Source organism: Paenarthrobacter sp. NPDC091669 (assembly GCF_044756725.1).
Classification (GTDB): Bacteria; Actinomycetota; Actinomycetes; order Actinomycetales; family Micrococcaceae; genus Arthrobacter; species Arthrobacter bambusae_C.
In genome coordinates this window covers 128,221-154,294 of sequence record NZ_JBIVTK010000005.1, presented here as the reverse complement: position 1 = coordinate 154,294, position 26,074 = coordinate 128,221, and the positions used below count along the sequence as shown (strand labels likewise).

Below are 26,074 nucleotides of genomic sequence, written 5' to 3'. Positions count from 1 at the left end.
CAACCACGCAGTTTGATAAACGAGAGGAACATCTCGCCTCAATCACGCTAAGGGAGCGCCAACACCCCTTCAACCCAGTGGAGCGGGCATGTGGATAACTGTGGATCAGCAGCCACGTCAGTAACCCAAATCCCACTAGTCACTCCAGTTTCAGGATGTTAGGGTAAAGCCCGTTAGGAGCTGGCCTTTGGTCTCATGCGCAAGCGCCCGCCCCGGAGCTTGTCCGCAAGCCACCCCATGCGCCGCTGAGCCGCGGTACAGGGCCGGATGTGAAGATGAAAAGACGTTCAAGTGAACTGTCCCGCCGCACCCCGCTGGCCCGGGTCGGAGTTGCGCTGACGATCGCCCTAGTAGCAGGCTCTTGCCTGGGATCGCCCGCCTGGGCAGAGACGGCCGGGCCACGTCCAGCTCCGTCTCCAGAGGCGCAGTCAGGAAGTCCCGGGCAGGGGCCGCAACCCGCAGGAAGTATCGCCCCCACCACCCCTGGCAGCGAAAATCCGCCGGCTACCCAGCAGCCACCCGCGCAGCAACAGCCGCTCCCCGCCGTCGAACCTTCACCCGCGGCACCGCCGCTGCCGGCGGCAGGACCGACGAGCGTTTCCGGGGAGCAGATCCCCAAGAAGCAGGAGATGCCTGGCAACGCACCGAATGCTGAAGCCATGAAGGCAGCCATGCTGGCAGCCATCCCGGCGGGCGGCGCGGAAATGGGTCAACGGTCTCCCCGTGTCCTGGCAGCCAAGCAGGGCAAAGATGCGTCGGGAGCCTCGGGTTCACGGGCAGCAGGAGGCGCAGTCAGCGCCGCTGTCCCCTTGGCCGCCGACCCGGGCCATTGGCGGCCCACTATCGGCATCGCAGGGCAGGACGTGAGTGCCCACCAAGGGAACGTGAACTGGCAAAGCCAGTGGAACCAAGGATCCCGCTGGGCGTACGTCAAGGCATCCGAAGGAAATTACTACCTCAACGAGAACTACTCACAGCAGTACAACGGCTCCCGCAATGTGGGCATGGTGCGGGGCGCCTATCACTTCGCCATCCCCAACTGGTCATCAGGTGCTGATCAAGCACGGTATTTTGTGGCGAACGGTGGAGGCTGGACGGATGATGGCTATACCCTTCCGCCAGTCCTGGACATCGAATACAACCCCTACGCCGGGCGCACCATCAACGGGTTCTACTTCGGCAACACCTGCTATGACATGTCCAAAGCGCAATTGGGCCAATGGGCAGCTGACTTTGGCAACACCGTAAAGGCCCTGACCGGCCGCTTCCCGGTCATTTACAGCACCACCGATTGGTGGAACACCTGCGTTGGCAACACGACGTTCGGCAGTTACCCGCTCTGGATCGCTTCCTACTGGAACAATCCCACCAACTCCCCTGGCTCCATGCCGGTCAGTTGGGGCAACTACACCATGTGGCAGTACAGCAGCACCGGCCCCTTTGAAGGCGATTCAAACATCTTCAACGGCAGTTACGACCAGCTGCGGACCTTTGCCCGCGGCGTTTCGAACCCTTCCAATCCGTCCATCAAATCAGCCGCAGACATCCTGACCACCAGCGCGGCAGGACGTTTGGACGCTTTTCCGGCCAATGGGGCCGGCAGAATCACCGGACCTGTGGCCATCGGATCGGGATGGTCCGGCGCGAAGGCGCTCTACGTGGTGGACTGGAACCAGGACGGCGTCCAGGACATCCTCTCCCAATGGTCCGACGGGACGCTGAAGGTCTTCCGGGGAGCTCCCGGGGGTTCTTTCTACGCGCCCATCCAGGTGGGTTCCGGCTGGCAGGAAATGTCCCTGACCGTTGGCTGGTGGAACGCCAAGGATGCCTATCCCGGAGTGATTGGACAGGACTACAGGGGAAACCTCTATAGATACTCGAACAGTGGTGGCGGCGGACTCGGGAACGGCGTCCTCATAGGATCCGGGTTCAGCGGACACCAACTGAACCAGATCGACTTCGATGGCGACGGCAACCAGGACATTGTCACACGCACAACGGACGGCACCTTGCGGCTGTTCCGCTCCAACGGCGTGGGCAGCTTCATCAGTGAGCCGGGGCGAGTCATTGGTTCGGGCTGGGGTGGCATGACGGCAGTGAGCTCCGCAGTCAATTTCAGCGGAGCGGACTCGCAGGGACTCCACGCCCGGTTCTCGAACGGAGACCTCTACTATTACCCCGCCGGTTCCGGCTCATGGGGCAACCGCAGCCTCATCGGCGTGGGGTGGAACGATGCAAGCCTCATCAGCGGTGCAGCACTTGACGTAGAGTCCACCCTCGGAATCGACCAGGAGGACATCGTGGCCGTCCGCCCCGATGCCAACCTCTACCGATACCCGGGGACCGGCACCACAGCCTTGTTGCCGGAAGACCTCATAGGCACGGGCTGGGCGGGATTGAAGGCAGGCTTTGTCACAGACTGGAATGGCGACGGCGCCCTGGACATCGTGGCGCAGTGGTCCGACGGCCGCTTGAACGTCTACCCCGGCAGGAACGGCAGCGGATTTGGAGCCGCGATCGCCCTGGGGAGCAACTGGAAAGACTGGACGCTGAGTGTCGGCACTTGGAAGAAGGCTGACGCACATCCCGGAATCGTGGGATACGACTCTACGGGCCGGTTGTACTACTTCAACAACCCCACCGGAAGAACCGTTTCCACCGGTGTATCCATTGGTGTCGGCTGGACGGGCTTGGAGATCACGCAGGTGGACTTCGACAAGGATTCCAATGCCGACCTCCTCGTCAAAACGGGCACCGGCGATCTTAAGCTGTACCGCTCCAACGGCACCGGGAACTTCGTCCAGGAATCCGCCGGCGTCGTGGGCACGGGCTGGAATGTGATTTCGGATTTTGCAGCGATCCGTGGTTTCGCAGGTACTGGCTCGCTGGGCATCATCGCACGGACCACCGTCGGGGACCTGCGGTACTACCCCGTGGGCGCCAACAGGTCGTGGGGAACGCCAACCAAGATCGGTACGGGCTGGAGCAGCCTGACAATCCTGGCACCGGCTGCCAAGTAGCAGCCGGTGTCACAAGTGATGGCGGGCCGCCCCAAGGACTCCTCGGGGCGGCCCGCCCTTAACTCCAGCACATTTTAGGCAAGCAAGGCATTCATTGCATTGACCAGCGTCGTCTCCACGCCATTGGTGCCCGCTTTAAAATGCGCCAAATGTCCATAAACTGTCATTGAGCCACCGGCGATTCCCGGGAAATCAGGCTCCCACCCGCCCTCATAGCTGCCAAGCGGCATGAACGGTGGAAAGAACTCATTACTGGGGATATAGCAGCATGACTCATTTGCATATCCTCCAACAATAATTCCGTTGTTCCCGCCATTCCTGCCCCGGAAGTAGGCTGCGTATCCGCTGACGAGCTCACCGCCGATCATGGCGATTTTTAATTGGGGGCTTCCGTTGAATTTCCATACTTGGAAGGGTGACGGCACGGCCGTCTCAACACTGTTGCTGTCGATCCGACCGATCATGACCTGCGCATGGCGCTGGTACCACTGGGGTTGGCCGTTGGGGTTGGCGAGCCGGGCCACGTACGAAGCGCGGACTGCGGCCAGGTTTCCTGCCGTTGGAGTGATATCCAACGGCAACTGGACCTCCTGGTACCGCGTGACCATGGGGCCGCTCAGCGCACGCCCGGCCGATTGCATGTTGGAGTGCACGGTGGCACCCAATGCGTCCCCATGCTGATCCCTGAGTTGCCAACTGCGGACTCCACCCGGGTCCTGGTCACCGGCCGGCCCCTGGATGAACATTGCAAAACAATTCGGATTCCGGTTTTCGATGTAATTGCAGGCACCTGCGGCGAAATCTCCATCAAAAAGCGTGCGCAGACCAGCACTGATGGGGTGGCATCCGTAACTGAAAATTACTGCTGCCGGCGTGCCATTGCCCCGCCTGGCCACCAGAATCGGCACGGCTGTCTCGGTGTATGGCAATCCAACACGGTTGGCGGAAAAATTCTGGGTTGAAACTTTATAGTCGAAAGTCACCGCCGTTTCATCGGCATCCAGCGCTTCCTGGGCGAGGTTGACTATGGTGTCTTCAAGATCGGCGCTGTAGGAACGCACCAGACCCAGGTCCGCGAGCCCATACGCCATGAAGGGGTGAAGGGTGTCAATCAATGCGGGTCCATTATGCGTATGGGTTGCCTGTATCAGGATGTCGCTGCTGGACCACGCCGTCAGGTCAATGATCCTGTCACGGATCCTCTGATGCATGGCCCGAGGCAAAGCCAGGACGTCCAGGCTGATGATGATGTGGGGGTGGGCGTCTTCCCAGATAAGAATTGCCCGTGCGTACAACGGCTCAAATGGTGAGCTGCTGGTGGCCTCGCGTCCACCGTCGGTTGAACCATATCCGGCCATGTAGGGATTGGTGCTCAGCGACGGCGTTATGTCAGCGCTTGCAGTTCCAATTCTGAACGCCATAAAAGATCACTCCTTGATTGTGCGGATCGGGTAATCCTTGTTTGTTCTGCAACAAATTTCGTTACCCTGAAACGCTGAACAGCCAATACGTGAGACCACTTTCATTAGACCATGTGATCCCGCAATTTTGTGTGGTTGGAAGGGATGGATATCGGCCCTTATTAGCGGCGTCCCGGCCCTGGAAATCCTGCCGGGGTCCATCGGGACTAAGCTCTAGCGGGGCACTGCCGCCTTAAGCCACCTGGTGAGTTGGGCAGCCTGCGGTGCCAACGGAGCCAGCGTCAAGGCACCCTTGACCACGGGTATGCCGTAGGCGGCGAGTGAAGCTGCAAGTGTCCTGTGATCCGTGCGTGTGCAGGCCCTGATAATGAGCAGGCACAAAGCGGAGTCCTGTCCAGGAGCGGCCCCTGCCGCGACGGCCGCGTTGACGGCCGCCCGCTCTTCCGGGGTCAGGATGTGCGGGCCGCTGCCGACGTAGACAACCTGGCAGTCAGTGACGTGCATGTACCGGGTGGAAGCCCAGACTTCTTCGAGGCTCGAGAATTTGCCAATGAGGCTGCCATCTGCCGCTGTACACGTGAACTGGTAGCGGATCAGCGGTTCCGGACGCTCAATGGGAACCTTGTCGTCGCTCGCGACAACCGGTGCCATATCCAGTGCGGCGGGTTGGGAAGTATCTACTTTGGTTCCTGAACAACCGGCCAGGGCAAGACTTGCCACACCGAGTTGAAGAACACTGCGCCTGCGCATGTTCACCGAGGGATCCCCACTTCATTCGGATGCTCCCCAGCTCCGCATGCATTGGTTATTCGCCCCAAGCCGTTTCCGGCTGCGTCTTAGTACATCTTCCCCCAAATTCCGCATTTGTCACTAGTAAACTTCTGGCCCGGCTTCAGTTCCACCGGGTTGCCCGCCTCCGTGAGGCCACCGCTGGCCACAATGGAGCCGTCCTGGCCGGTGATGGACCATGTGCACCCGCCCGTCGCCGCGGCCGGTTTGATCAATTGCCATCCACCCGGTTCCTGGTTCCCGCCCGCCACGTGGGTGCCATCCCCCACCCGGGTGCCCTCTGCCCAGGCGGCAATGATCTTTCCCTGTGGAGCGTCCGGACAGAATTCCGCCGCGGCCAGCAACGTCCCCTCACTTGCTTCGGCAAATCCGCCTGGCCCGGTTTCATCACTGATCCTTGTGCAGAGGCGAAGGATGTCCAGCATGGTTGCCAGCCCATCATCAGCTGCCACCCCTTGCTGTGCAGCTGTCGAAATGGCTTCAGCTTCCCGGGGCGTCGGCTCAAACTGCCCGTCCTCCTCGAAGGTGACATCGCACGAATCCATGCGGGTGTAATTGGTGGCAGCCCAGACTTCCGCCAGGCTCGACAATTGGACTTCGGGCGATGCGTCAAGGCTCCTGCAGAGGTAGGAAAAGCGGCCCGGTTGATCGTCGCCCGCAGTCGGGGCACTATCGCTCGGTTCGCTGCTTCCGGGAGCTGTTTCGCTGCTTCCCGGAGCGGACGACGGCGGTTGGCCGGGCCCGGCGGTGGCGGTGGCGCTGGCACTGCTGGTCGCCGGCGAACTGGTTCCGGCGGGTGGCTCGGATGACGGCACAGTGCAGGCGGCCAGCGCCAGCACCATCGGCACCGCCATCAGGAACAGTCTGCGCATTGTGACCTCCACCTCAATCGTGCGGTGCAGTCGTTGCGTGGTCAAGACGGACGGGTGGCGAACCCCAATGTGGACATCTTCCGGACTTTGCTAGTGACAAATGTGAAAATTGGTGGAAGATGGACGTAGACGCAGCCGGAAACGGCGTGGGGCGAATAACCAATGCATGCGGAGCTGGGGAGCATCCGAATGAAGTGGGGATCCCTCGGTGGACACGCGCAAACGCAGTGTTCTTCAGCTTGGTTTGGCATGTCTTGCCTTCGCCGGTCGCTCAAGAACCTTTTCCAAGACTCCCCGTCACCTTGCATCCCGCAGGGCGGCCGGAAGCCGGCAACACCACAAACTCACGGCAGTCCTGGCTACTGCCAGCCTCGCAACGGCGGCACTTACCGGCGTGCTGACAGCAGGCCCGGCTTTTGCGGATCAGGCACGTCAAACCGTAGCCACCGGTCTCACCAAAGCTGCCGGCACCGTTGTAGACCCGGACGGGCGCTTATGGGTTTCCGATGCCCGCGCAGGATTCTGCCGCGTAACAGAGGCGTCCGGCGCCACCGCCGGCAGCCTCGAAACGAACACTTGCCTGGGCGGGACACTGCCGGGGCACGACAGTGGTCCGGCCTTGGCCGGAACACCCGCCATGATCGATCCATCGCCTGCCAGCCACGGCGATGGTGATGAAATCGCGTTCATACCGGATGCCGCCGTCGGAAGTTCCGACGTCGTACGCGCGCTGTGGAACCCCGATGGCGGCGTCTTCGAATACGATGGTGCGCTGACCATCTTCGACGGGGACCTGCGTCCGAACGCCGTCAGCGACGGTCCGGACGGCAATATCTACCTGTCGTTCGCCAATGCGCGGTCAATCGTCAAGATCGTGAATCCTACAGCACTCCACCCGAGCATCGAATCCATCGCTTCCGTCAATTCCAGTTCCCTCAGCCTTGCGGCCACGCACCGCAACAGCGCGGGCAACGTGGTGGTGTACGTTGCCGAAACCTCTGGTTTGACGGTCTTTACAGCCCCCGATGACGGCGTCCTGACCAACTACGTCCCAGCGCCCCTCTATAACGTCGGCAAGCCGACGGCCATCTATTATGACTGGCAGTCGCCCCTGGTCCTCTACACAGGAACCGGCGGCGGAACCACCACAGCCGACGCCGGCAAGGACACCGTCACGCGCATCGATCTGAGCACGGACACGGTCAACAACCAATGGGCCCTCGGCTTCAGCAAGGTCGGCGGACTGGCCATGCGTGACGGCAAACTTCTGGTGATGGAAGATCCGGGACAACTGGAACCCGCGAAACCCGCTGAGCGAGGAAGGCTGCTCACCTTGGGAGGCGTTGTTCCGTCCATCGTCAGCGGTCCGACGGCGGCAAACGGCACCCAGGCAGCAAACCCGGCCTTCACCAACGACTCCACGCCAACCTTCACTGTTGCCTCCACCCCTCCGGGCGGGGCCCTTGAATGCAGTCTTCAGCTGAGCACAGCGACGCCGGTTTGGCAGGTATGTACCGGCGGAACCTTTACACCGTCGGCTGCTCTGGCCAACGGCGCCTATACGTTCTCGGTGAGGGCTGCACCCACAGGCCTCCCTGTTTCGCGGGCCTTCACGGTCGATGTCACCGCACCCGCCGCTCCTGTCATTACCTCACCCACGGCCGGCGCAACCGTCAACGGCTCGCCAGTCCTCGGTGTCACCTCCGACCCCGATTCAGTCTTGTCCTGCTCGGTGGATTCCACCACGGTGTACACAGCCTGCACCAACGGCCAGGTGCTCAGCCTGGCAACCGCAGGGCAGCACGTGCTGCGCGTCAGGGCCACGGACATGGCCGGCAACGTCAGCCCGGTAGCATCGGTTACAGTGACCGCCGACCTGACTCCACCACAGGTGTCCATCAGTTCGCCGGCAGAGGGAGCAACGGTGGGCATCTCGCCGTCGTTCACCTTCGCGTCAACGGCCACGGACATTGCGGGATTCCGGTGCAAGCTCGGCTCTAACGCCTATACTGCATGCACCTCGCCCAAGGCCTACACCAACGTTCCCAGTGGTCCCGTCACCTTCACGGTGGAAGCGAGGGACAACGCTGGAAACACGTCTACTGCCACCAGGAATGTGACGGTGTTTGCTGCAGACACTGCACCACCAGTTGTCTCCGTAGACCCTGCTGCAGGCACCCATGGAGCCGGCAAGTCCATCACGTTGTCGGTCAACGAAGCAGCCACCATCTACGTCACCAAGGATGGCACTGTCCCCACGACGTCGAGTCCTGTGTACTCTGGCCCGATTCCGTTGACGTCGCTGACCCTGAAGTACTTCGCGCGGGACACCGCAGGAAATTCCTCGGCTGTGGCCACGCAGACGTACGTACTGGACAGCACCGCTCCAACCCTGACCGTGGCACCCGCGGCCGGAGCCTATGCCTCGGGACAACTTGTCACTATGTCCTCGAGCGAACCGGGGAGCATCTTCTACACCATCGATGGCACCACCCCCGCTACCACTGCCTCGGGAAGCACCAAGTCCTACACTGCCCCGTTTGCCCTCACGGGCAACACCACCGTGAAGGCCCTTGCTGTTGACGCCTACGGAAACCCCTCTGCGGTCACCTCGCGGGCCTACACCGTTCTGGACACGACACCGCCAGTGGTCACGGTGACGCCGCCGGCTGGCAGCTATCCCGCCAACCAGCAGATCACGCTGGCGGCGAATGAGGTGGGTGCGAGCATCTACTTCACCACCAACGGCACGAATCCGACCGCTACAGCCGCCAACAAGTACTCCACGGCCATCACCCTCACAGCAGCGATGACCCTGAAGTATTTTGCAGTGGACACGTCCAACAACAGTTCGGCAATCGTCACCCAGGCCTATACCGTGACAGCCCCACCGGCGAACACGTGGAAGGACTACACCGGCGATGCAAAGAACGACGTCGTGGCACGCGACAACTCCGGCACGCTCTGGCTGTACCCGGGCAATGGATCCGGAGGTTGGTTGGCCCAACGCTCGCTCGGCACCGGGTGGAACTCGTTGAATGCCATTGTCCCCACCAAGGACTTCAACGGGGACGGACGCAGCGACGTCCTGGCCAGGGATACCAACGGCGTTCTGTGGCTCTACCCTGGAAATGGATCAGGAGGCCTCCAGACCCGCGTTCAAGCAGGCACAGGCTGGTCCGGCATGACGCTGATCCTGGCGCCGGGCGACTTCAGCGGCGACGGGAAGGCAGACGTCCTCGCTAGGGACTCCGGCGGAATACTGTGGCTCTACCGGGGGAACGGCACTGGCGGCTTCGCCTCAAGCGCCCAGGTGGGTACCGGTTGGAATTCCATGAATGCCATCCTCAGTACCGGGGACTTCAACGGCGACAGCAAGACCGATGTCCTTGCCAGAGACACGTCAGGCATTCTCTGGCTCTACCCCGGCAACGGCACAGGAGGCTGGCTTAGCCGGGTCCAGGTGGGAAGCGGATGGAGTGGCATGACCGCCATCCTCGGGCCGGGCGACTTCAACGGCGACGGCAAGAACGACGTCCTCGCCCGTGACACCGGCGGCAACTTGTTCCTGTATCCCGGCAACGGGACGTCTGGATGGCTCTCCCGGAGCCAGGTCGGCTGGGGCTGGGGAGGATTCACGTCCCTGCCATAGGAAGGCGAAACAAGGAGGGGCCCGGACGCCGACGCGTCCGGGCCCCTCCCCTGTTTCAGCACATGCCTAGGTACGTTCCTTCATGGGATGCATAGTGGGCCTGTTGGGGCTCGCCTGGATATCCAATTGCAGGGACACCAGCAGCATCTGGACACCCAGCACAAAGGGCACCACAGCGAGCATCACCGAACCCGCCGTCGGTGAACCCACACTTGCGGCAAGTACCCAGATTCCGGCCACCAGGCCCATGACGATCAAGGCAATGCCTGCGATCAGCAGGAGGGCAACTGCGGAGAAGGACCACACCATGTACTTCCACCACACACGGCGCCAGAAGCCGCCAAAGAGCATGGCAAGAAGTTCAGGAATGACCTTGCGGAGCTTGATGCTGGAGACCTCGTTGCCGTAAACAGCTGGAATAGGCACGTCAACGATCGGGACATCCAGAATGTTGAGGTGGATCAGGAGGTCATTTTCGAAGCTGTAGCGTGCTGCCACCTTGTTCATGGGAAGACGGCGGAGGACCTCCGTGCGGATGGCGGTGTAGCCGTTCTGCGGATCGAAGATGTGCCAGTAACCGGAAGCGAGCTTCGTCATGAAGGACAACACGATGTTGCCGAAGATCCTGTAGCCGGGCATGCCCGCGAATGACTCACCCGAAAAGAAGCGGTTGGCCTTGGCGAATCCGTAGCCATCGACCACCGGATCAAGAAGCTGCGGCAGGTAGTCGGGATCCATCTGGGCATCGCCGGCCATGACCACATTGATGTCGGCGCCCAGTTCCATTGCGGCCTTGTGGGCCGTCAGGACTGCGCCTCCCACGCCTTGGTTGACTTCATGTCGAATCAAGGTGACCCGGCCGTCGTCGGCCCGACGTGCTGCCCCTGACGTGTCGTCCGGGCTGCAGTCATCAACAATGACGATGTCATCAACAAAATCAGGCATCGTTTCGATGACCTGTGCGATGTGGTTTTCTTCTTTGTAGGCCGGTACTACCGCGGCAATTCGAACGCCTCGATACATCGATTATCCTTCGCTGCTGTTTGGTGTGAGTTTCTGTGTTGGCGCGTCGGTGCCCGACTGGCCATCTGACTGTTCGCTGCCGCTGTTCGGTTGCTTCTTTTGCGGGAAGACCCAGTGCTTGTAAATGAAGTAGTTCCACCCCATGGTCACAATCGTCGCAACCACCTTACCTATCACGTAGCCGGCACCGATGAACTGAAAAAGCTCAACGATGCCCATCACGGCAAGCGTGTTGAACACCAGGAGCCCTGAGTAGCGAAGTACGCCACCCAAGGCGGTTCCACCGCCGTTGAACGCAAAATGGCGCTGCAGGAAGTAGTTGAAGAAGAAGCTGCCCCAGAAGCCCGCACCGGTCGCCAGCCACAAAGGCCAGCCGAAGACCTGGAAGCACAGGGCCAGCAGCCCGAGATCCAAGAGGAAGCTCAGGCCGCCGATCAGCAGGAACTTGAACAAGCTGGACGCAAGGAACTTGGAGATGAACGCCTTCATGATCAGCAGATCCTTCCTAGCGGTGCTATGCCATCAGGGTTCCGGTTCTCCAGAATTCCCGATACGCCGTCGAGCTGCAGCCGGTCCTTCGCAGCGGCGTCGAATGCTTCTTTGCCGCCAGGCAGCTGCGACCAGTCAATCTTGTACAGCGCAGCATTTCCTTCACGCACTACGAGCTGAAGGTACGGAATGGAGTCAGGCTGCGTCAGCCCGGCCTTGGGTTCGTCCCACGCCCGGATCCTGCCATCAGCGATGTAGACCCATTCGATACCCAGTTCAGCAGCGGCGTCACGGACCTCGGAGTCGGTGGCAAGCTCGGGAAGCTTTTGGAGAACCAGCAACTGGCGGTTGGTCGGAAGGATCTCGAAGTGGCGGATCATCGGCATGCGGTTACCCAGCGCGTACATCCAAACGGACCCGTCGCAGGAGTCGTTCAGAACCGTGGCATCCGCTGGCACGTACTCATCGATCCTACTGAGGAGTCCAACCTCGGATGCGCTCAATGTGGCCCCATCGACCTTGGTATTGATGTTGATGCGTTGGGCGTTTTGCTTGAAGTACGGAATGGCCGCAATGCCACTGACAAGGAGTACCGCCGCCGCGGCAACTGCGGTCACCACGTGGCTGGGCCTGCGGCCGGCCGTGATTCCGTCCGTAGTGGACTTGGCTGAGCGGTTGCGTACTTTTGCCACCAGCCAGGCGATGGCTTCGGCCAACTGTGCCACTCCCAAACCCGCAAGTGGTACAAGGAGCATCACGAGGATGCCGAAGATACGCCACTGGTCGTCGTAGAACGGGGCCGTCAAAGTCATGAAGCGTGGGTTGTCGGTACCCATGGTGTAAACCGAGAGGAAGGCGAAGGCGAGGACAGGACCGAAGTACCACCACATGCGGATCCTCAGGGCTACAGCCAGGCAGCCAAGCGCCACAAGGGCCGTCAGGATCGGCATGGCCATTGAACCGTGGTTCAGGAAAATGACGTTTTGAATAGCGCCGTTGCGGTCAGTGTCCGCAGCCCAGACCTGCTTGGAGACGCGCTCGGATTCCTTCAGCATCTGGGCGATGATCGGCCAACCGAGGACGACTGCCAGAACACCGGAGACCGCAAGGTAGACCGTGATGCCGAGGATTCTGCCCTTGCGCCGGATCAGTGCGGAAAGCAACCAGAAGATCAGTACTGGCAGGACAACGAAGGCCAGTGAGGGATGGACTGCTATGAGTCCGACTGCGCCAAAAGCGATGCCGGGGATCCAGAACTTCTGCCGCTCCAATGCCCCCTTCACTGCCAGCAGGGCAAACGGCCCAACCAGCAGCATTCCGGCAAAGAATGGAATCAGCGGGCCACGCCACAGGAGATCGTAAGGATAGACCGTAAACCAACCGGCAACGGCCGCCGCGGCCGCCAAAGCAATCGGGCGGCGGGTGACCAGCATGGTCAAGGCCATGGTGCTCAACGGCAGTTGAACCGCCATCATCACCAGGACAAAGACGTTCAGGAACACCGGGATGCTGACACCGCTCATCGGCCAAAACAGTGACAACACTGCGTGGAAGGCAATCGGGTAACTCCGGATGGGAGCCTCGGGAATGGTGGTGTCGTAGTAGGCAAAGTTGCCTGCGATACTCGGATCCCACTCGTGGTTCACGGAGATCAGCCGGATCATGTTGGCGTGCCAGGGAATGTCCCAGTCCTGGTTGATCCCTTGGAGGCCTTCGGTCCCCACAATCCAAGAGACAGCCGCAACCGCACCGCCAGCGACCAAACCAGCCAGGAGGATCCACCACGAACCCTTAAAAACCTGCTTGCCAAAGACAGGCGGCTGGGCAACAGTCCCGAACTTATCCGGGAAATAGCGCCGCAGGGTCAGGCGCAGGGCAAACAGGAGTGCACACAGCACCAGCAAGACTGCAGTCACCGGGAGCAACTGCCAGCTGAGTCCCAGCGCATTTCCCATAACGCCGATGACGGTCAGGACGCCCATTCCGAGCAATGGTGCTACAACGGGCAGTAGAACCCGGCGAACGCCCAACGCTTCTCCCAGTATCCAGCCCGGGCCCCACCACAACACAACGATCAGGAGTACACACAACAGCAGCGGGCCGATACCCATTCCTACGATCGCCTTTCTTAGATGCTTCCACCAGCCATCCGTTGACAGACGACTCTTGCAATTGGATGCGGGTTAGTTTCGTTCCCGCAGCCACGCCACGGCTTGGTCAGCCGGACCCTCGAACTGGACCGTGCCCGAGGACAGCACCACTCCCCGGTCGCAGATCCGCGAAATCATGTCCAGGTCATGGCTGACCACCACCAAAGTCCGGCCTTCATCAGAAAGCTGCTTGATCTTGGCCAGGCACTTCCTCTGGAACGGTTCGTCGCCCACGGCCAGGATTTCGTCCACAAGGAAAATATCCGGTTGGGTGTGGACAGCTACCGCAAACGCAAGCCTGAGGAACATACCCGAAGAATAAAACTTCACCTCAGTGTCAATGAACTGTTCGATCTCGGAGAAGGCAACAATGTCGTCGAACTTTTCCTGGATCTCCTGTTCCGTCATCCCCAGGATGGCTGCATTGAGATAAACGTTTTCACGACCCGACAAATCCGGGTGAAAGCCTGCTCCCACCTCGATCAGGCCCGCAACCCTGCCCTTGGTCCGAACGGTCCCTTGGTCGGGCAGGATGACACCTGAGATCAGCTTCAGAAGCGTGGACTTGCCGGAGCCGTTGAAGCCCAACAATGCCACGGTCTCCCCCGGCTGGATCTCAAAGCTGACGTCGTGCAGGGCATCGAATTTCTTGGTGAGATCCCCTTTTCTCCCCTTGGCGAGCCACACCAGCGTTTCCTTCATGGAGTGCGAGTGGCGGAGGTTGAAGGTTTTCTTCAGGCCCTTGACGATTACTGCTGCACCCATTTAGACCTCCTGCGCAAAGTGGCCCTCGAGCCGTCGGAAGACGATCTGGCCAATAACAAGGAACAGTGCCGCCATGCCAAGGCCGATGAAGCCGGTCACCAGGAGGTGTGGAGGCAATTCGACAGGCTGATTGACTGTCGGATACCAAAACGCCCAGTGGAACAGTTCCACAGCAACGGTAATGGGGTTGAGCTGGTAGATCGTCAACACCCAGGGCGCAGCCAAGCGGCGGATCATGGTCCAGTCATACAAGACCGGCGAAGTCCACGTCACGATCATCATCAGCATGTCCACGATGTTTTCGGCATCCCGGAAGAACACATTGATGGCACCGGCCAACAGGCCAAGGCCTGTTGCCGTAACGGCCACAATGACGAAACCAAGAAGGGCACCGAAGAGTTGCATGATGTCCGGATGCCACCCGCTCAGCAGTGCTGCGGCCAGCAGGACTATCAGTTGCGGCAGGAAGTGGACTGCAGCCACCCATACCGATGCCACCGGGAACAGCTCACGCGGAAGATAGATCTTCTTTACCAGTGCCGCATTCGAGACGATGGATCGGGTGGCATTCGAGAATGCTTCCGAGAAGAAGTTGATGACAATGACACCGGAGAACATGTAAAGCGCGTAGTTGGGAATTTGATCCCCAACCCGCAAAACGATGCCCAAGGCAAAAAACAGGACCACATACTGGACCAGCGGCTTGACGTAGGACCAAGCCAAACCCAGCACCGAGCCGCGATAGCGGACACGGAGTTCCTTGCGGACGATCAGCTTTAGGAGGTACCGCCGGCGGTAGACGTCCAGCAGCCCGGCGCCCACCCCCGGAACAGCATACGTATCAGTGGAGTTCGACATCGCTACTTGCTGGGCTCCGACGCTTCAAAGGTTTCCCGCCAGGAGTCCATCGAAGTGATCTCCGGAAGAGCTTCACGATACTGGGCCCGCAGGGTCTCCCAGTTGGAGAAGAGCTGGGCATGGAGTTTTGCCGATTCCACCACAAGCTGGCGGGCCAGCTTGGGGTCACGCAAGTGCCAGGAAGCTCCCGTGCCATCTGCGTTGGAGACGACTGCACTGTCCAAGTGCGCAAGACTCCACCATTTGCCATCCTGGTGCGCCACCTGTGCCTCGGGGTTCTCCTTGGCGGAGTCACGCACGGGGGCCAGCGTTTGCTTCAGGACAGTCTTCACGGCCCAAGGAAGCAGACCAAGGGCGCCGGGCTGCTTGTAGGACTGCGGCTTCTTGGGGGGACGCTTCCGGAAGACCTCCGGGAAGGCCCCGGGATCCGTCTTCACCTGGGAGTCCTGGAATTCCTCGCGCATTGCACGGAGTTTGGGCATGGTGGTGGGCAGCTGCTGGTGCAGGTTGCCCGGGCCCGCAAGGACATCCTTGAGGGCCATGATCCGCGCCTGCTCAGGGTAGTACTGCATCGACACCAAGTGCTTGACATCCGTGTTCAGGCTTTCGCGCAGGATGCGTCCGCCCTTGGGGAACGGCGAGTGCAGGAGTGTGGCGATAAGCCTGTTGCGCTCATGGTAGTAGGCCTGCCAGTCAACAGAGTCGTCCTTATCGGCCCAGGAGACGTGCCAGACAGCTGCTCCGGGAAGAGTGACAGTCGGGAAACCGGCCGCACGGGCGCGGAGTGAATACTCTGCGTCATCCCACTTGATGAAGACGGGAAGGGAAAGTCCAATGGTTTCCACCACGGTCTTCGGGATAAGGCACATCCACCAACCGTTGTAGTCAGCATCCCAGCGCCTGTGCAGCTGCGGGGTGGACCGCAAGCCCGCAGAGGAGAAGTCGTGGTTGCCCAGGCCCTCCACCGGCCCCCAAAGGAAGCGGTAGAAGTTGACGACCTCCGAGTAGGCATGCAGGACCGACTTGTTGTACATGTCGAACATGTGCCCGCCAACGATGGTTGGCTTGCGGCAGAGGTCAGCGAATGCCACTGCACGCATGACGCCCTCAGTCTCGAGCTCAATGTCGTCATCCAGCAGCATCACGTAGTCGCTCTTGTCGGAAACGACCATCTCATACATGTTGCGGGCGAAGCCGCCTGAACCGCCCAGGTTGCCCTGGTTGATGACGCGGAGCTGGTCACCCATCGACTCCGCGACTACATCGAATCCATCTTCGTCGGCGACCTTCTTGTTGCCTTGGTCGACGATGATCAGCTCGGCGAGGATCTCCCTCAGCCCGGCATCGGCATCAATCGATTTGATGGTTTCGAGGCAGTAGTCAGCGCGGTTGAACGTCGTAACGCCGAGCGTGACCCGGCCCTGGGGGCGGCCTTCATCCGGGACTGCCCAGTGGGCACTCTTAAGTGTCATGCCGTCACCGCCGGCAATGAGGTCGAACCAGTACCAGCCACCGTCGCCGAACGGCGCCAGGGTCAACTCAAAGTCGTTGCCGGCCGTGCCCTCCACGAGTATGGAGTCAACACGCTGGGAAGCGCCACGGGCGTTTGAGCGGTAGACAATGACCGTCCCCTCGCCTTCCGTTTCAAGATGCAGGACGGTCTTCGTGGCAACGGTCCATTTCCGCCAGTAGCTGGCAGGAAAAGCATTGAAATAGGAACCGAAGGAAAGCCGCTCACCACGGCGAACCTGCACTGAACCGCGGTCAAGGATGTCCTCGGGGTGCAGTTTCCGTGTCATGCCGACCGCCTGCACGACGGCGCCGCTGTCGCCGTCGTCCTTCTTCACCTTGCTGGTGTCCGGGTCCACATACAGCGGAAGGGTGTCGAGGTCGCGGTTGGCTGGGAAAACCACACGCTGAACGATGCGCAGGCTTTCTTTGGCCGGTGTCAGGTCATCCGTGGTGGTCATCGCCGTCATCTGACTTTCGTTCGTAGTAGCCGTCATGCGTCCACTCCCCCGCTTTCAAGCTTGGCGCCGCCAGTGAAGTGCGGCTTGATCTTGTTATCGAACATGGAAAGGGCAGAGCCAATGGCCATGTGCATGTCGAGGTACTTGTAGGTTCCCAAACGCCCGCCGAAGAGGACGGACTTCTCGCCTCGGGCGAGGTCGCGGTATGCGAGCAGTTTCTGGCGGTCGTCAGAGGTGTTGACCGGGTAGTACGGCTCGTCACCCTTTTCGGCGAAGCGCGAGAACTCACGCATAATGACCGTTGCGTCCTTGGTGTAGTCACGCTCAGGGTGGAAGTGGCGGAACTCGTGGATTCGCGTGTAGGCAGCATCGGCGTCCGGGTAGTTCATTACGGAACAGCCCTGGAAGTCCTCAATGGGAAGTACTTCTTCTTCAAGGTCGATGGTGCGCCACGACAGGTCGCCTTCGGCGTAGTCGAAGTAGCGGTCCACCGGGCCGGTGTAGATGACCGGTACCTGGCCCAGAACAGAAGACCTGCCGAACTCGCCGTCGTCGAAGAAGTCCGTGTTCAGGACAACCTCGATGTTGGGGTGATCGGCCATACGCTCGATCCACGCTGTGTAGCCGTCAACCGGAAGACCCTCGTAAGTGTCATTGAAGTACCGGTTGTCGTAGTTGTAGCGCACAGGAAGCCGGGAAATAATCTCGGCGGGCAGGTCCTTGGGATCCGTCTGCCACTGCTTGCCTGTGTAGTGCTTGATAAACGCCTCGTACAGCGGGCGGCCAATCAGCTGGATGCCTTTGTCATTGAGGTTCTGCGGATCGGTCCCGGCCAATTCGCCGGCCTGTTCCGCGATGAGGGCCTTCGCTTCTGTTGGGCTCATGGCCGAACGGAAGAACTGGTTGATGGTGCCCAGGTTGATGGGCATCGGGTAAACCTCGCCCTTGTGGCTGGTATACACCTTGTGCTGGTAGCTCGTGAACTTGGTGAAGCGGTTCACATATTCCCAAACGCGTTCGTTCGACGTGTGGAAGAGGTGTGCACCGTAGCGGTGGACCTCGATTCCCGTCTGCGCTTCGTTCTCGCTGTAGGCGTTTCCTCCAATATGGTGGCGGCGATCAAGCACCGCGACCTTCAGCCCCAACTCGGTAGCGGCGCGTTCTGCAATGGTCAGGCCAAAGAAACCCGAGCCGACGACGACGAGATCAGCGTTCACAAACTCTCCTGTGTATTGGCGTGCGGGCACAGAAATGCCCACGTCTACTGGTCAAGGCTACCCGACATGACGCGGGTTCCCGTATCCGGGGCGGGGCACCGTGGTGAGGGGCCGCGTCAGGAAACGGCAAGGGGAGGTTGGCCAGCGGCCATCCTCCCCTTGGTGCCTTGCTTGATCTGAAGTGCTCAGAGAGTGATGACTGAGCCGGATTTCGCGGATTCCAAAACTGCCTCCGCGACCCTCAGGGTCTCGAGCCCCTCCGCCATGGTGACAATGTTCAACGACTTTCCGAGAACTGCATCACGGAAGGCCTCGTGCTCCATTTTGAGGGGTTCACGCTTGGCCAGGGCAAAGCGCGTCGATGATCCCTCCGAAACACCGCGGAATGCCGCCACGGAATCCCAGTCCGTTTGGAACGTACCGTTCTCCACGAACGTGAGGTCCGCGGAAATGGTGTCGGCAATGAACGCGCCACGTTCACCAAGAACCACCGTGGTGCGTTCCTTCATGGGCGACAACCAGTTGACGATGTGGTTCGTCACAACACCACTCTTAAGGTGACCAATGGCCGTGACCATATCTTCATGCTCGCGGCCACTGCGCGAGGTGGTGTGGGCAACGACGTTGACGAAGTTGCTCTGGGCCAACCAGGCTGTGAGGTCGATGTCATGGGTGGCCAGGTCTTTGACCACCCCGACGTCGGCGATACGGGCCGGGAACGGCCCCTGCCGCCTCGTGCTGATCTGGTAGACATCGCCCAGGTCACCATTCTCCAAACGGTCCCGCAGGCTCTGCAGCGAGGGATTGAACCGTTCAATGTGCCCGACGGCACCGATGAGCCCCTTGGATTCAAAGGCTTCCGCGATGCGTCGCCCCGACTCGGAATCATTCGCGATCGGCTTCTCGACGAGGCAGTGGACACCTGCCTCGGCGAGTTGCAGCGCAACTTCCTCGTGCAGGATGGTGGGCACTGCTGCCACAGCCATATCAATGCCCTGCGCGATGAGTTCCTCAACCGTGTTGAAAACCGTCAGGCCGTCGGCGACGTTGTGGGGGTCGCCGAAGGAATCGGCGACAGCAACAAGGTCAACGCCTTCAAGTTCACGAATGACACGGGCGTGGTGACGCCCCATCATTCCCAGTCCGATGAGGCCTGCGCGCAGATTCGCCACTAGCTACCCGCCTTGGCGACAGCGTTGACGGCGGCAACAATCCGGTCAAGGTCATCCTGGCTCAGGGACGGGTGCACCGGAAGGGAGAGCACACTTGCTGCCGCTTCTTCGGTGACGGGAAGGTCATCCGAGGTCTGGAAAGGCGCAAGACGGTGGTTGGGAATCGGGTAATAGACCCCGCAGCCAACGTTGTATTCCTCGCGCAGGGCCTTGGCAAAACCGTCACGGTCCTCAGCGATGCGGATCGTGTACTGGTGGTAAACGTGTTCGTAGCCTTCAGCGACCTTAGGCGTGACAACGCCTTCGATGTTCGCGTCAAAGAAGGCGGCATTTTCCTGGCGGGTCTTGGTCCAACCGTTGACCTTGGTCAGCTGGACGCGGCCGATGGCGGCATGGATGTTGGTCATGCGGCAGTTGAAGCCAACCAGTTCGTTTTCGTACTGGCGTTCCATGCCTTGGTTGCGGAGCAAGCGGAGGCGGCGCTCCACGTCGGCCAGACCGGTGCTGACCATGCCACCCTCACCCGACGTCATGTTCTTGGTGGGGTAAAGGCTGAACATCGCGAAGTCGCCGAAGGTGCCAACCTTGCGTCCATTAACTGCTGCGCCATGGGCCTGGGCAGCGTCCTCGAAGACCTTGACGCCGTGCTTGGTGGCAAGCGCGCCAATCGCGTCGACGTTGAACGGATGCCCGTAAAGGTGCACCGGCATGATGGCCGCTGTACGGTCGGTGATTTTTGCTTCGACGGAAGCTGGGTCCAGTGTGTAGTAGTCCGGATCAACGTCAGCGAAAACGGGAGTGGCACCAGTCAGTGCCACCGAGTTGGCCGTCGCTGCGAAAGTAAACGACGGAACGATGACCTCGTCTCCAGCACCGATGCCGGCAGCCAGGAGGCCCAGGTGAAGACCCGAGGTGCCGGAGTTAACGGCAACGGCTGCCCTGCCATCGAGGAGGACCTGGGAGAACTCCTCCTCGAAAGAGGCTACCTCCGTGCCCTGGGCGAGTTGGCCGGAAGCCAGCACGGCATCAACGGCCTTGCGCTCTTCATCGCCGATGATGGGTTTGGCCGGGGGAATGAATTCGGGGCTCATGCCTCTACCTCTCGAAGGGTCTCGTTCTGTTCAACATACGTTGCGCCGGTTTCCGGACACACCCAGTTCTCTCCACTGCGCTGCAGCGGGAAACCGGCTTTGCCGACCCACCCGTGACGCTTGGCCGGAACTCCGACCATCAGGGCAAAATCCGGGACATCTTTAGCCACGACCGCGCCGGCGGCTACTGTGGCCCACCGTCCAATGGTCACGGGAGCAACGCACACGGCGCGGGCACCGATTGATGCGCCCTCGCGAATGGTGACGCCAACGGGCTCCCAGTCGTGAGCGCTCTTCAAGCTGCCGTCCGGGCCGACAGCACGGGGGTAGGTGTCGTTGGTCAGCACAACTGCCGGGCCAATGAACACGCCGGCTTCAAGTTCCGCGGGCTCGTAGACAAGTGCATAGTTCTGGACTTTGCAGTTGTCCCCCATCTTTACCCCGGTGCCGATATAGGCACCTCGTCCTACGATGCAATTGACGCCTAACTCGGCCTGCTCGCGGACTTGGGCAAGATGCCAAATCTTTGATCCATCACCAATTACCGCCTTGTCTGAAACATCGGCGCTCTCCGCAACCACTATCACCGGTGAAGGTCCTTCCTCATTGAGCACACGCGACAACGAGATTCATCTTAGCTGAGACACCATGCCGCGGCGTCAAGGGCCATCCACGAAGAACGCTCCGGTTTGTCCACATACGCCGCACCCGAGGCTGTATTACGGCGTAAACGCCTCTAGCGTCAAGGTCAATGGCCTACCACAGCTTGGGCAGGCGCGTTACTGATCACGGGAAGACGGAAGCCATGACCTTGGAATGCACGTTGGTGAGGGGCCCGGCGGCCGCGGAGTTTTTGGCTCCGGAGGAACTGACCATCAGGGTCCCTGTGGGCACACCCGGAGCCCACCTTCAGTCAATTCTCGGAGAGGAGCGCGGGACTGGTTCATTGGCAGTGGATGGAAGGGATATAGCCGCCCTGACAGTTGGCTGGCCTCCATTGGTGTCCGGTGCAGTTATCGTCGATGGCCCCGCGCCGCCCCATCTCTCCGAGCCAGCGTCTCTGCCTCTCATGCTGCTTACCCATTCGGGCCCCAGCGCCGGAGTTGTCTTTCGTATCCATCGCGGCCGCTTCCGGATAGGCCGCGGAGCCACGGAGATTTCCGTACCCGATCCAGACATGTCCAGGGAGCACGCCATCCTGGATGTTTCCAGCACGGCACTGACCCTGAGTGGCGTCGCAGCCGTCAACCCGGTCCTCGTGGATGGGCGCCCCTCGCGGCGCACGTCCGTGACGGCGGAATCAAGAATTCTGTGTGGCAACAGCGTGTTCGCTGTCTCCACGGAGAGAGGTCTGCTTCCTGAAATTTCGAACGATGCCGGACGCTCCGTGGAGGAACCGCTTGAGGTGCCGTATGGCGGACGGCAAGGAAACCGCACGGCGATCATCCTGGCCGCCGGGCTGCCGTTGATTGCAGGCGTTGGCTTGGCCATTGCCACCGGGATGTGGATGTATCTGGGATTCACCGCCATCTCCGCACTCAGTCTCCTGGTCCCGTTCATTACGGGACGGAAGAGCCGCCGGGAATGCAGATTGGCTGTGGCCCGCGCCGCCCAGGAGGACCTCGCCCGCCGGCGACGTTGCTCTCCCTCCGCTGCGGAATTGGTGGTGTCTGTCTGCGGCAGGGCAGCCATGCAGGTTCGTGACGCAGGACGAGGCCAGACCGATTCGTCGTTGTCCCAATCGCCTGCAGATTGCCCCGGGGAAACCATCGGCGCAGATTCCGGTAGCTGGATCCGGCTGGGCACAGCCAAGGCACAGGCAAACATCCGGCTGGTACCTGACGATCCGATGTTCAGCGCACCAGACATCGGTACAGCGGCAGTGACTTTAGACCCGGGGCTTCCCACGGTGGCCCTTGACGGACCTCCTGACCACGTTGATTCCCTGCTCCGATTCATGCTCATGCAGATGGCCGGCTACCCCCGGGCTGCGGAGTCACCCGTCATGATCGTTGGGAGCGCCGGAAGGCTCCCCCTCAGCGCCAGGTTCCTCGCGAAGGTAACTCTGACCACAAAGCTCGAGGCGGCCCTCATTGCCTTGCAGCAACCAGATGGCAGCGGCCATGGAAGGCTGCTCATCATCGATGAACCGCCCGGTTGGGACAAGGGTGCGGTGTCATCTCTCGTGAGCGCCGCGCGCCGGAACGGGTGGCAGGTGGTAAGTTGTGGCCCATCTACTGAAGACCCCGGCCCCTTAATCGAGCTTTCCACGTCAGGGACCACAGGAACATTGGACGTGGCCGGCGAGCGCCGGACCTTCGTTCCAGACCTCGTCCCCATTAGCGTTTTCGATGCGTTCTGCCGCACCACGGCTTCGCTGGCCCACCGGGAACGTGCCGGAACACGGCAGCCCGTTCCTGAACAGTGCACACTGGCTGCGCTTCTTCCCTCGGGGACCCGAAGGGTTCTTCTTCGCTGGGAAGACACCGCACGATTGCCTGGACTAAGGGCAGTGTTGGGCCAGGGCCGTCAGGGACCGGTGACCTTTGACTTCAAGCGCGACGGTCCGCACCTTTTGGTGGCGGGTACCACGGGCTCGGGGAAGTCGGAGCTCCTAAGGACCCTCGTCGCTTCCATGGCGCTGACGTACTCCCCCGATCACACAACCTTCCTGTTTGTCGATTTTAAGGGCGGCTCAGGATTACGGCCGCTGGCCGGCCTGCCTCACTGCGTAGGCCTTTTGACCGACCTGGGTGGGCGTCAGTTGGATCGCGCACTTGCTTCGCTCCGGGCGGAGATCAGGTACCGCGAGGAGTTGTTTGCTGCGGCTGAGGTCACGGACCTGGACCAATACCACCTTGCTGCGTCGAGCACGTATCCTGCAGTTCCGCATTTGGTTTTGGTCATCGACGAGTTCCGCATGCTGATTGACGAAGCTCCCGGCGCCCTTCGCGAGCTCATGCGGGTCGCTACCATCGGCCGATCCCTTGGTGTCCATCTGGTGATGGCGACCCAGAGGCCTCAAGGAGCATTGACCGCCGACATCCGGGCGAACGTTGCCTCGAGTATCGCTCTCAGGGTGCAATCTGAAGCGGAGTCCGTGGATATCATCAATTCAAAGATGGCTGCCTCCATCAGGGCAGATACTCCTGGAAGGGCCTATCTGGTCCGGGCATCAGACAAGCCGGAAGAATTCCAGGCCGCGTCCCTCACGGTTTCCCACGATGCCGGAGCCTCCGATGGCCCTGATGTAGGATCTCCTCGGTTGGTCCATGCAGCCATCCAGATACTCAATGGCGGCTCACACCATCAGGCCCCACCGTTCCAGCCTTTGGCCGGACAGGGGGATGCCCTTCCGGATGCCGGTGTCCGGCGGCTTGTTTCGACTGTCCAGGAGGCATGGCACCTCCAAGGGAGTTCCTTCCCCCGACATCCCGTGGCGGCACCCCTGCCGTCTGCGATTCCGTGGAGTGGCGGACTCTCCCTGGCAGATGCCTCTTCTGTCCCCGCAACCGTTGAAGCAGCGCCATGGTGTGTTGGGCCGTTGGCGTTGGTTGACAGGCCCACACGGCAAATTGTGGAGCCCTTGCAGTGGTTGCCCGCCGAACACGGACATCTGGCCATGATCGGAAGCGCTTCGAGCGGGATGCACGCCTGCTTCAGGGCAGTCTCGGCCATGCTGGCCACGCAAGGACCCCAGCCTCATCCCTTTGTCCTGGATGCGGCAGGAATATTGGGCGACCTCGTTGGCCAAGCACGAGTAGGTGCGCTCGTCGGCCTGCACCAAGTGCCGCTTGCAGCGCGCGTGTTAAAGCGTCTTGCCGAGGAAATGGACTGTCGACGCACCAGCATAGACCCCGGGAGGACAGCCGGGCCTCTCACGTTGATCATCACAGGGTGGTGCTCATGGACCACTGCCTTCCGGGCCGGGTCCTCAGCCTGGGCAGAGAGCCTTCTGCAGGACATTGTGAGGGACGGCCGCCCTCTCGGCATCACGGTAATGATTTGTGGCGAGCGGGAATTGGTCAGTTCGCGTTTCTTTGCCGCGATACAAAACCGGGCCTATTTTCCGACAGGCTCCACGGAGGAAGCCCGGTTTCACTGGCCCCGCCTCCCAGAGGTGGAGCCAATTCCAGGGCGCGCCATCGCCACTGGCAACTTCGTCGACGGAGATACAGTGGTCACGCAGTTTCGCGAGGCTCCCAACGAGGGGCACTGGCCGTTCGCCCCCCTCCCCCAAGGGAAACCGCCCTTCCGCCTGCGGCCGCTTCCCGATCGCCTGGACGAACACGAATTTCATGATGGGCTCAAGGCCTCAGCTGCCCCGTTGATGTCTGCCGGGCAGGAATCGGGGAACGCTCTCTGGATCGGAGTTGGAGGGGACGAAGCGGCGCCCGTTTCCTTGCCTCTCCGGCTGCACGGCGTCAGCATCATCCTCGGCGGACATCGATCAGGAAAGAGCACGGTTTTGGCATCTCTCCGTCGCCTGAATCCTTCAGTTGCCTGGGTGGTTCCGGTACGTGGAACATCCGCGGGCTCTTTCCTGGCCTCAGCCTCACAGGGAACCTGCGAGCTGGACCCGGAGAGCGTCGTGTTGGTGGACGACGCGGACTCTCTTGACGCCCACGGGCGCCAAGCCCTCACTGCACTGGTGGGAAAAGTCCGGGGCATCGTGATGACAGCCACTCCCGGGCCCGCACTGACGCAGCAACTGCCACTGGCCCGGGAAGTCCAAACCTTCCGGACGGGCTTGGTCTTGGCGCCGGGATCACCTCACGATGGCGATCTCCTGGGAGTACGGCTGGAAACAGAGCGCCCAGCGCGCCCTGGGCGTGGCTATGTGGTGGAAGGAGGAGAAGTGCAGCCGTTTCAGGCAGTCCTTACGACGGACTTCCCGCCCATTGCTGCCCACGATTCCAGTACGGAAGCGGGCTAAAGGACTCCGGAGGTACCGCCTGTGCGTGACGCGTAGGCAATCACGTCCCTCTGGAAAAGGAACACAATGGCCGCTACGGCCGGGATGATCATAGCCAAGCCCGGCAAAACCAGCCCCCCGGTCATAGTGGGGAACCCGATGGTGAGAACGAATAACTGGGCCACCAACGCTGCCGCCCGGGTCCAGCGGTATCCACGGAACAGGTAATGCCCAACGGCGAACAACCACACCGAGAAGGCAAGGAGCAGCCCCAGCGTAAAAACGGCTCCCCAGAAAGTCAGTACCGGGGCGCCAGTAAGCAATTCGTACGCGTACCAAGCGGCGGCACCCATGAGCGCGAGGGCTTCCAACAGGACAACGGCAGAGATCACGGCCACCCCACGGGGCCGGCGGCTGCCCGCCCGGCCGCTGTTTTCTCGATGGGCCTGCGCGTTGGAATGTTCTCCAGGCTCTGGTCCGGAGGCGGGCTGGGCAGGGTTTACGGGAGGTCTTGACACACTGGCACACTACCGGACATAGTCATCTAGCAGTGAGGGCACTGGCGGCTGATGTGATGCATCGCTCACAGATTCCGGGCATTTCGACCACTAACACCCCTTGTTTACAAGGCGTTAACATGAAACGCTTGACTCAGACGACCAAGGGGGCC

General features: G+C 61.0%; 17 protein-coding genes. 3 read left to right on the top strand and 14 right to left on the bottom strand.

Going from position 1 to position 26,074, the window contains the following annotated elements; genetic code table 11:
- Positions 1-275: 275 nt before the first annotated feature.
- The gene (locus tag ACIQLI_RS10385; protein WP_400387848.1) at positions 276-3,020 is read left to right on the top strand and encodes a GH25 family lysozyme; all 2,745 of its coding nucleotides are present in this window, start codon (positions 276-278) and stop codon (positions 3,018-3,020) included.
- A gap of 74 nt (positions 3,021-3,094) precedes the next feature.
- On the opposite strand, the gene ACIQLI_RS10380 is transcribed toward ACIQLI_RS10385, so the two are convergent.
- The 3 genes from ACIQLI_RS10380 to ACIQLI_RS10370 form a co-directional block, all read right to left on the bottom strand.
- Positions 3,095-4,231, bottom strand: a complete 1,137-nt coding sequence (locus ACIQLI_RS10380) for a hypothetical protein (protein ID WP_400387845.1) — start codon at positions 4,229-4,231, stop codon at positions 3,095-3,097.
- 423 nt (positions 4,232-4,654) lie between these two features.
- Positions 4,655-5,191, bottom strand: a complete 537-nt coding sequence (locus tag ACIQLI_RS10375) for a hypothetical protein (RefSeq protein ID WP_400388188.1) — start codon at positions 5,189-5,191, stop codon at positions 4,655-4,657.
- A gap of 86 nt (positions 5,192-5,277) precedes the next feature.
- Positions 5,278-6,102, bottom strand: a complete 825-nt coding sequence (locus ACIQLI_RS10370) for a hypothetical protein (protein ID WP_400387842.1) — start codon at positions 6,100-6,102, stop codon at positions 5,278-5,280.
- 208 nt (positions 6,103-6,310) lie between these two features.
- On the opposite strand from ACIQLI_RS10370, the gene ACIQLI_RS10365 reads away from it, so the two are divergent.
- Complete coding sequence (locus tag ACIQLI_RS10365; protein ID WP_400387839.1) at positions 6,311-9,754, top strand: chitobiase/beta-hexosaminidase C-terminal domain-containing protein; 3,444 nt, start codon at positions 6,311-6,313, stop codon at positions 9,752-9,754.
- A gap of 66 nt (positions 9,755-9,820) precedes the next feature.
- On the opposite strand, the gene ACIQLI_RS10360 is transcribed toward ACIQLI_RS10365, so the two are convergent.
- The 10 genes from ACIQLI_RS10360 to ACIQLI_RS10315 form a co-directional block, all read right to left on the bottom strand.
- Positions 9,821-10,777, bottom strand: a complete 957-nt coding sequence (locus tag ACIQLI_RS10360) for a glycosyltransferase family 2 protein (protein ID WP_089595595.1) — start codon at positions 10,775-10,777, stop codon at positions 9,821-9,823.
- 3 nt (positions 10,778-10,780) lie between these two features.
- Positions 10,781-11,266, bottom strand: a complete 486-nt coding sequence (locus tag ACIQLI_RS10355) for a GtrA family protein (RefSeq protein WP_089595596.1) — start codon at positions 11,264-11,266, stop codon at positions 10,781-10,783.
- A 2-nt stretch (positions 11,267-11,268) separates the two neighbouring features.
- Positions 11,269-13,377 carry a DUF6541 family protein gene (locus tag ACIQLI_RS10350; RefSeq protein WP_400387835.1) on the bottom strand — a complete coding sequence of 703 codons (2,109 nt, stop codon included), beginning with the start codon at positions 13,375-13,377 and terminating at the stop codon, positions 11,269-11,271.
- Positions 13,378-13,449: 72 nt separating this feature from the next.
- Positions 13,450-14,181, bottom strand: a complete 732-nt coding sequence (locus tag ACIQLI_RS10345) for an ABC transporter ATP-binding protein (RefSeq protein ID WP_089595598.1) — start codon at positions 14,179-14,181, stop codon at positions 13,450-13,452.
- Positions 14,182-15,039 (bottom strand): ABC transporter permease, encoded by an 858-nt coding sequence (locus ACIQLI_RS10340; RefSeq protein WP_172324331.1) that lies wholly within the window; start codon positions 15,037-15,039, stop codon positions 14,182-14,184.
- 2 nt (positions 15,040-15,041) lie between these two features.
- On the bottom strand, positions 15,042-17,045 hold the full coding sequence (locus tag ACIQLI_RS10335) for a glycosyltransferase (RefSeq protein ID WP_400387830.1): 2,004 nt from the start codon (positions 17,043-17,045) through the stop codon (positions 15,042-15,044).
- Positions 17,042-18,226, bottom strand: coding sequence for a UDP-galactopyranose mutase (gene glf / locus ACIQLI_RS10330; RefSeq protein WP_400387827.1), 1,185 nt, complete (start codon positions 18,224-18,226; stop codon positions 17,042-17,044). The genes ACIQLI_RS10335 and glf overlap by 4 nt, the downstream gene beginning before the upstream one ends.
- 185 nt (positions 18,227-18,411) lie before the next feature.
- Entirely contained in the window at positions 18,412-19,398 is a 987-nt protein-coding gene (locus tag ACIQLI_RS10325; protein WP_089595601.1) for a Gfo/Idh/MocA family protein, read from the bottom strand.
- Positions 19,398-20,489, bottom strand: coding sequence for a DegT/DnrJ/EryC1/StrS family aminotransferase (locus ACIQLI_RS10320; protein WP_354228215.1), 1,092 nt, complete (start codon positions 20,487-20,489; stop codon positions 19,398-19,400). The genes ACIQLI_RS10325 and ACIQLI_RS10320 overlap by 1 nt, the downstream gene beginning before the upstream one ends.
- Complete coding sequence (locus tag ACIQLI_RS10315) at positions 20,486-21,103, bottom strand: acyltransferase (protein ID WP_026540062.1); 618 nt, start codon at positions 21,101-21,103, stop codon at positions 20,486-20,488. Before ACIQLI_RS10315 ends, ACIQLI_RS10320 begins: the two co-directional genes overlap by 4 nt.
- Positions 21,104-21,375: 272 nt before the next feature.
- Here ACIQLI_RS10315 and ACIQLI_RS10310 point away from each other — a divergent pair, with 272 nt between their 5' ends.
- On the top strand, positions 21,376-25,425 hold the full coding sequence (locus ACIQLI_RS10310) for an FtsK/SpoIIIE domain-containing protein (protein WP_400388185.1): 4,050 nt from the start codon (positions 21,376-21,378) through the stop codon (positions 25,423-25,425).
- Here the strand turns inward: ACIQLI_RS10310 and ACIQLI_RS10305 are convergent.
- On the bottom strand, positions 25,422-25,796 hold the full coding sequence (locus tag ACIQLI_RS10305; RefSeq protein ID WP_400387822.1) for a hypothetical protein: 375 nt from the start codon (positions 25,794-25,796) through the stop codon (positions 25,422-25,424). The two genes, ACIQLI_RS10310 and ACIQLI_RS10305, sit on opposite strands and share 4 nt — an antisense overlap.
- Positions 25,797-26,074: the final 278 nt, after the last annotated feature.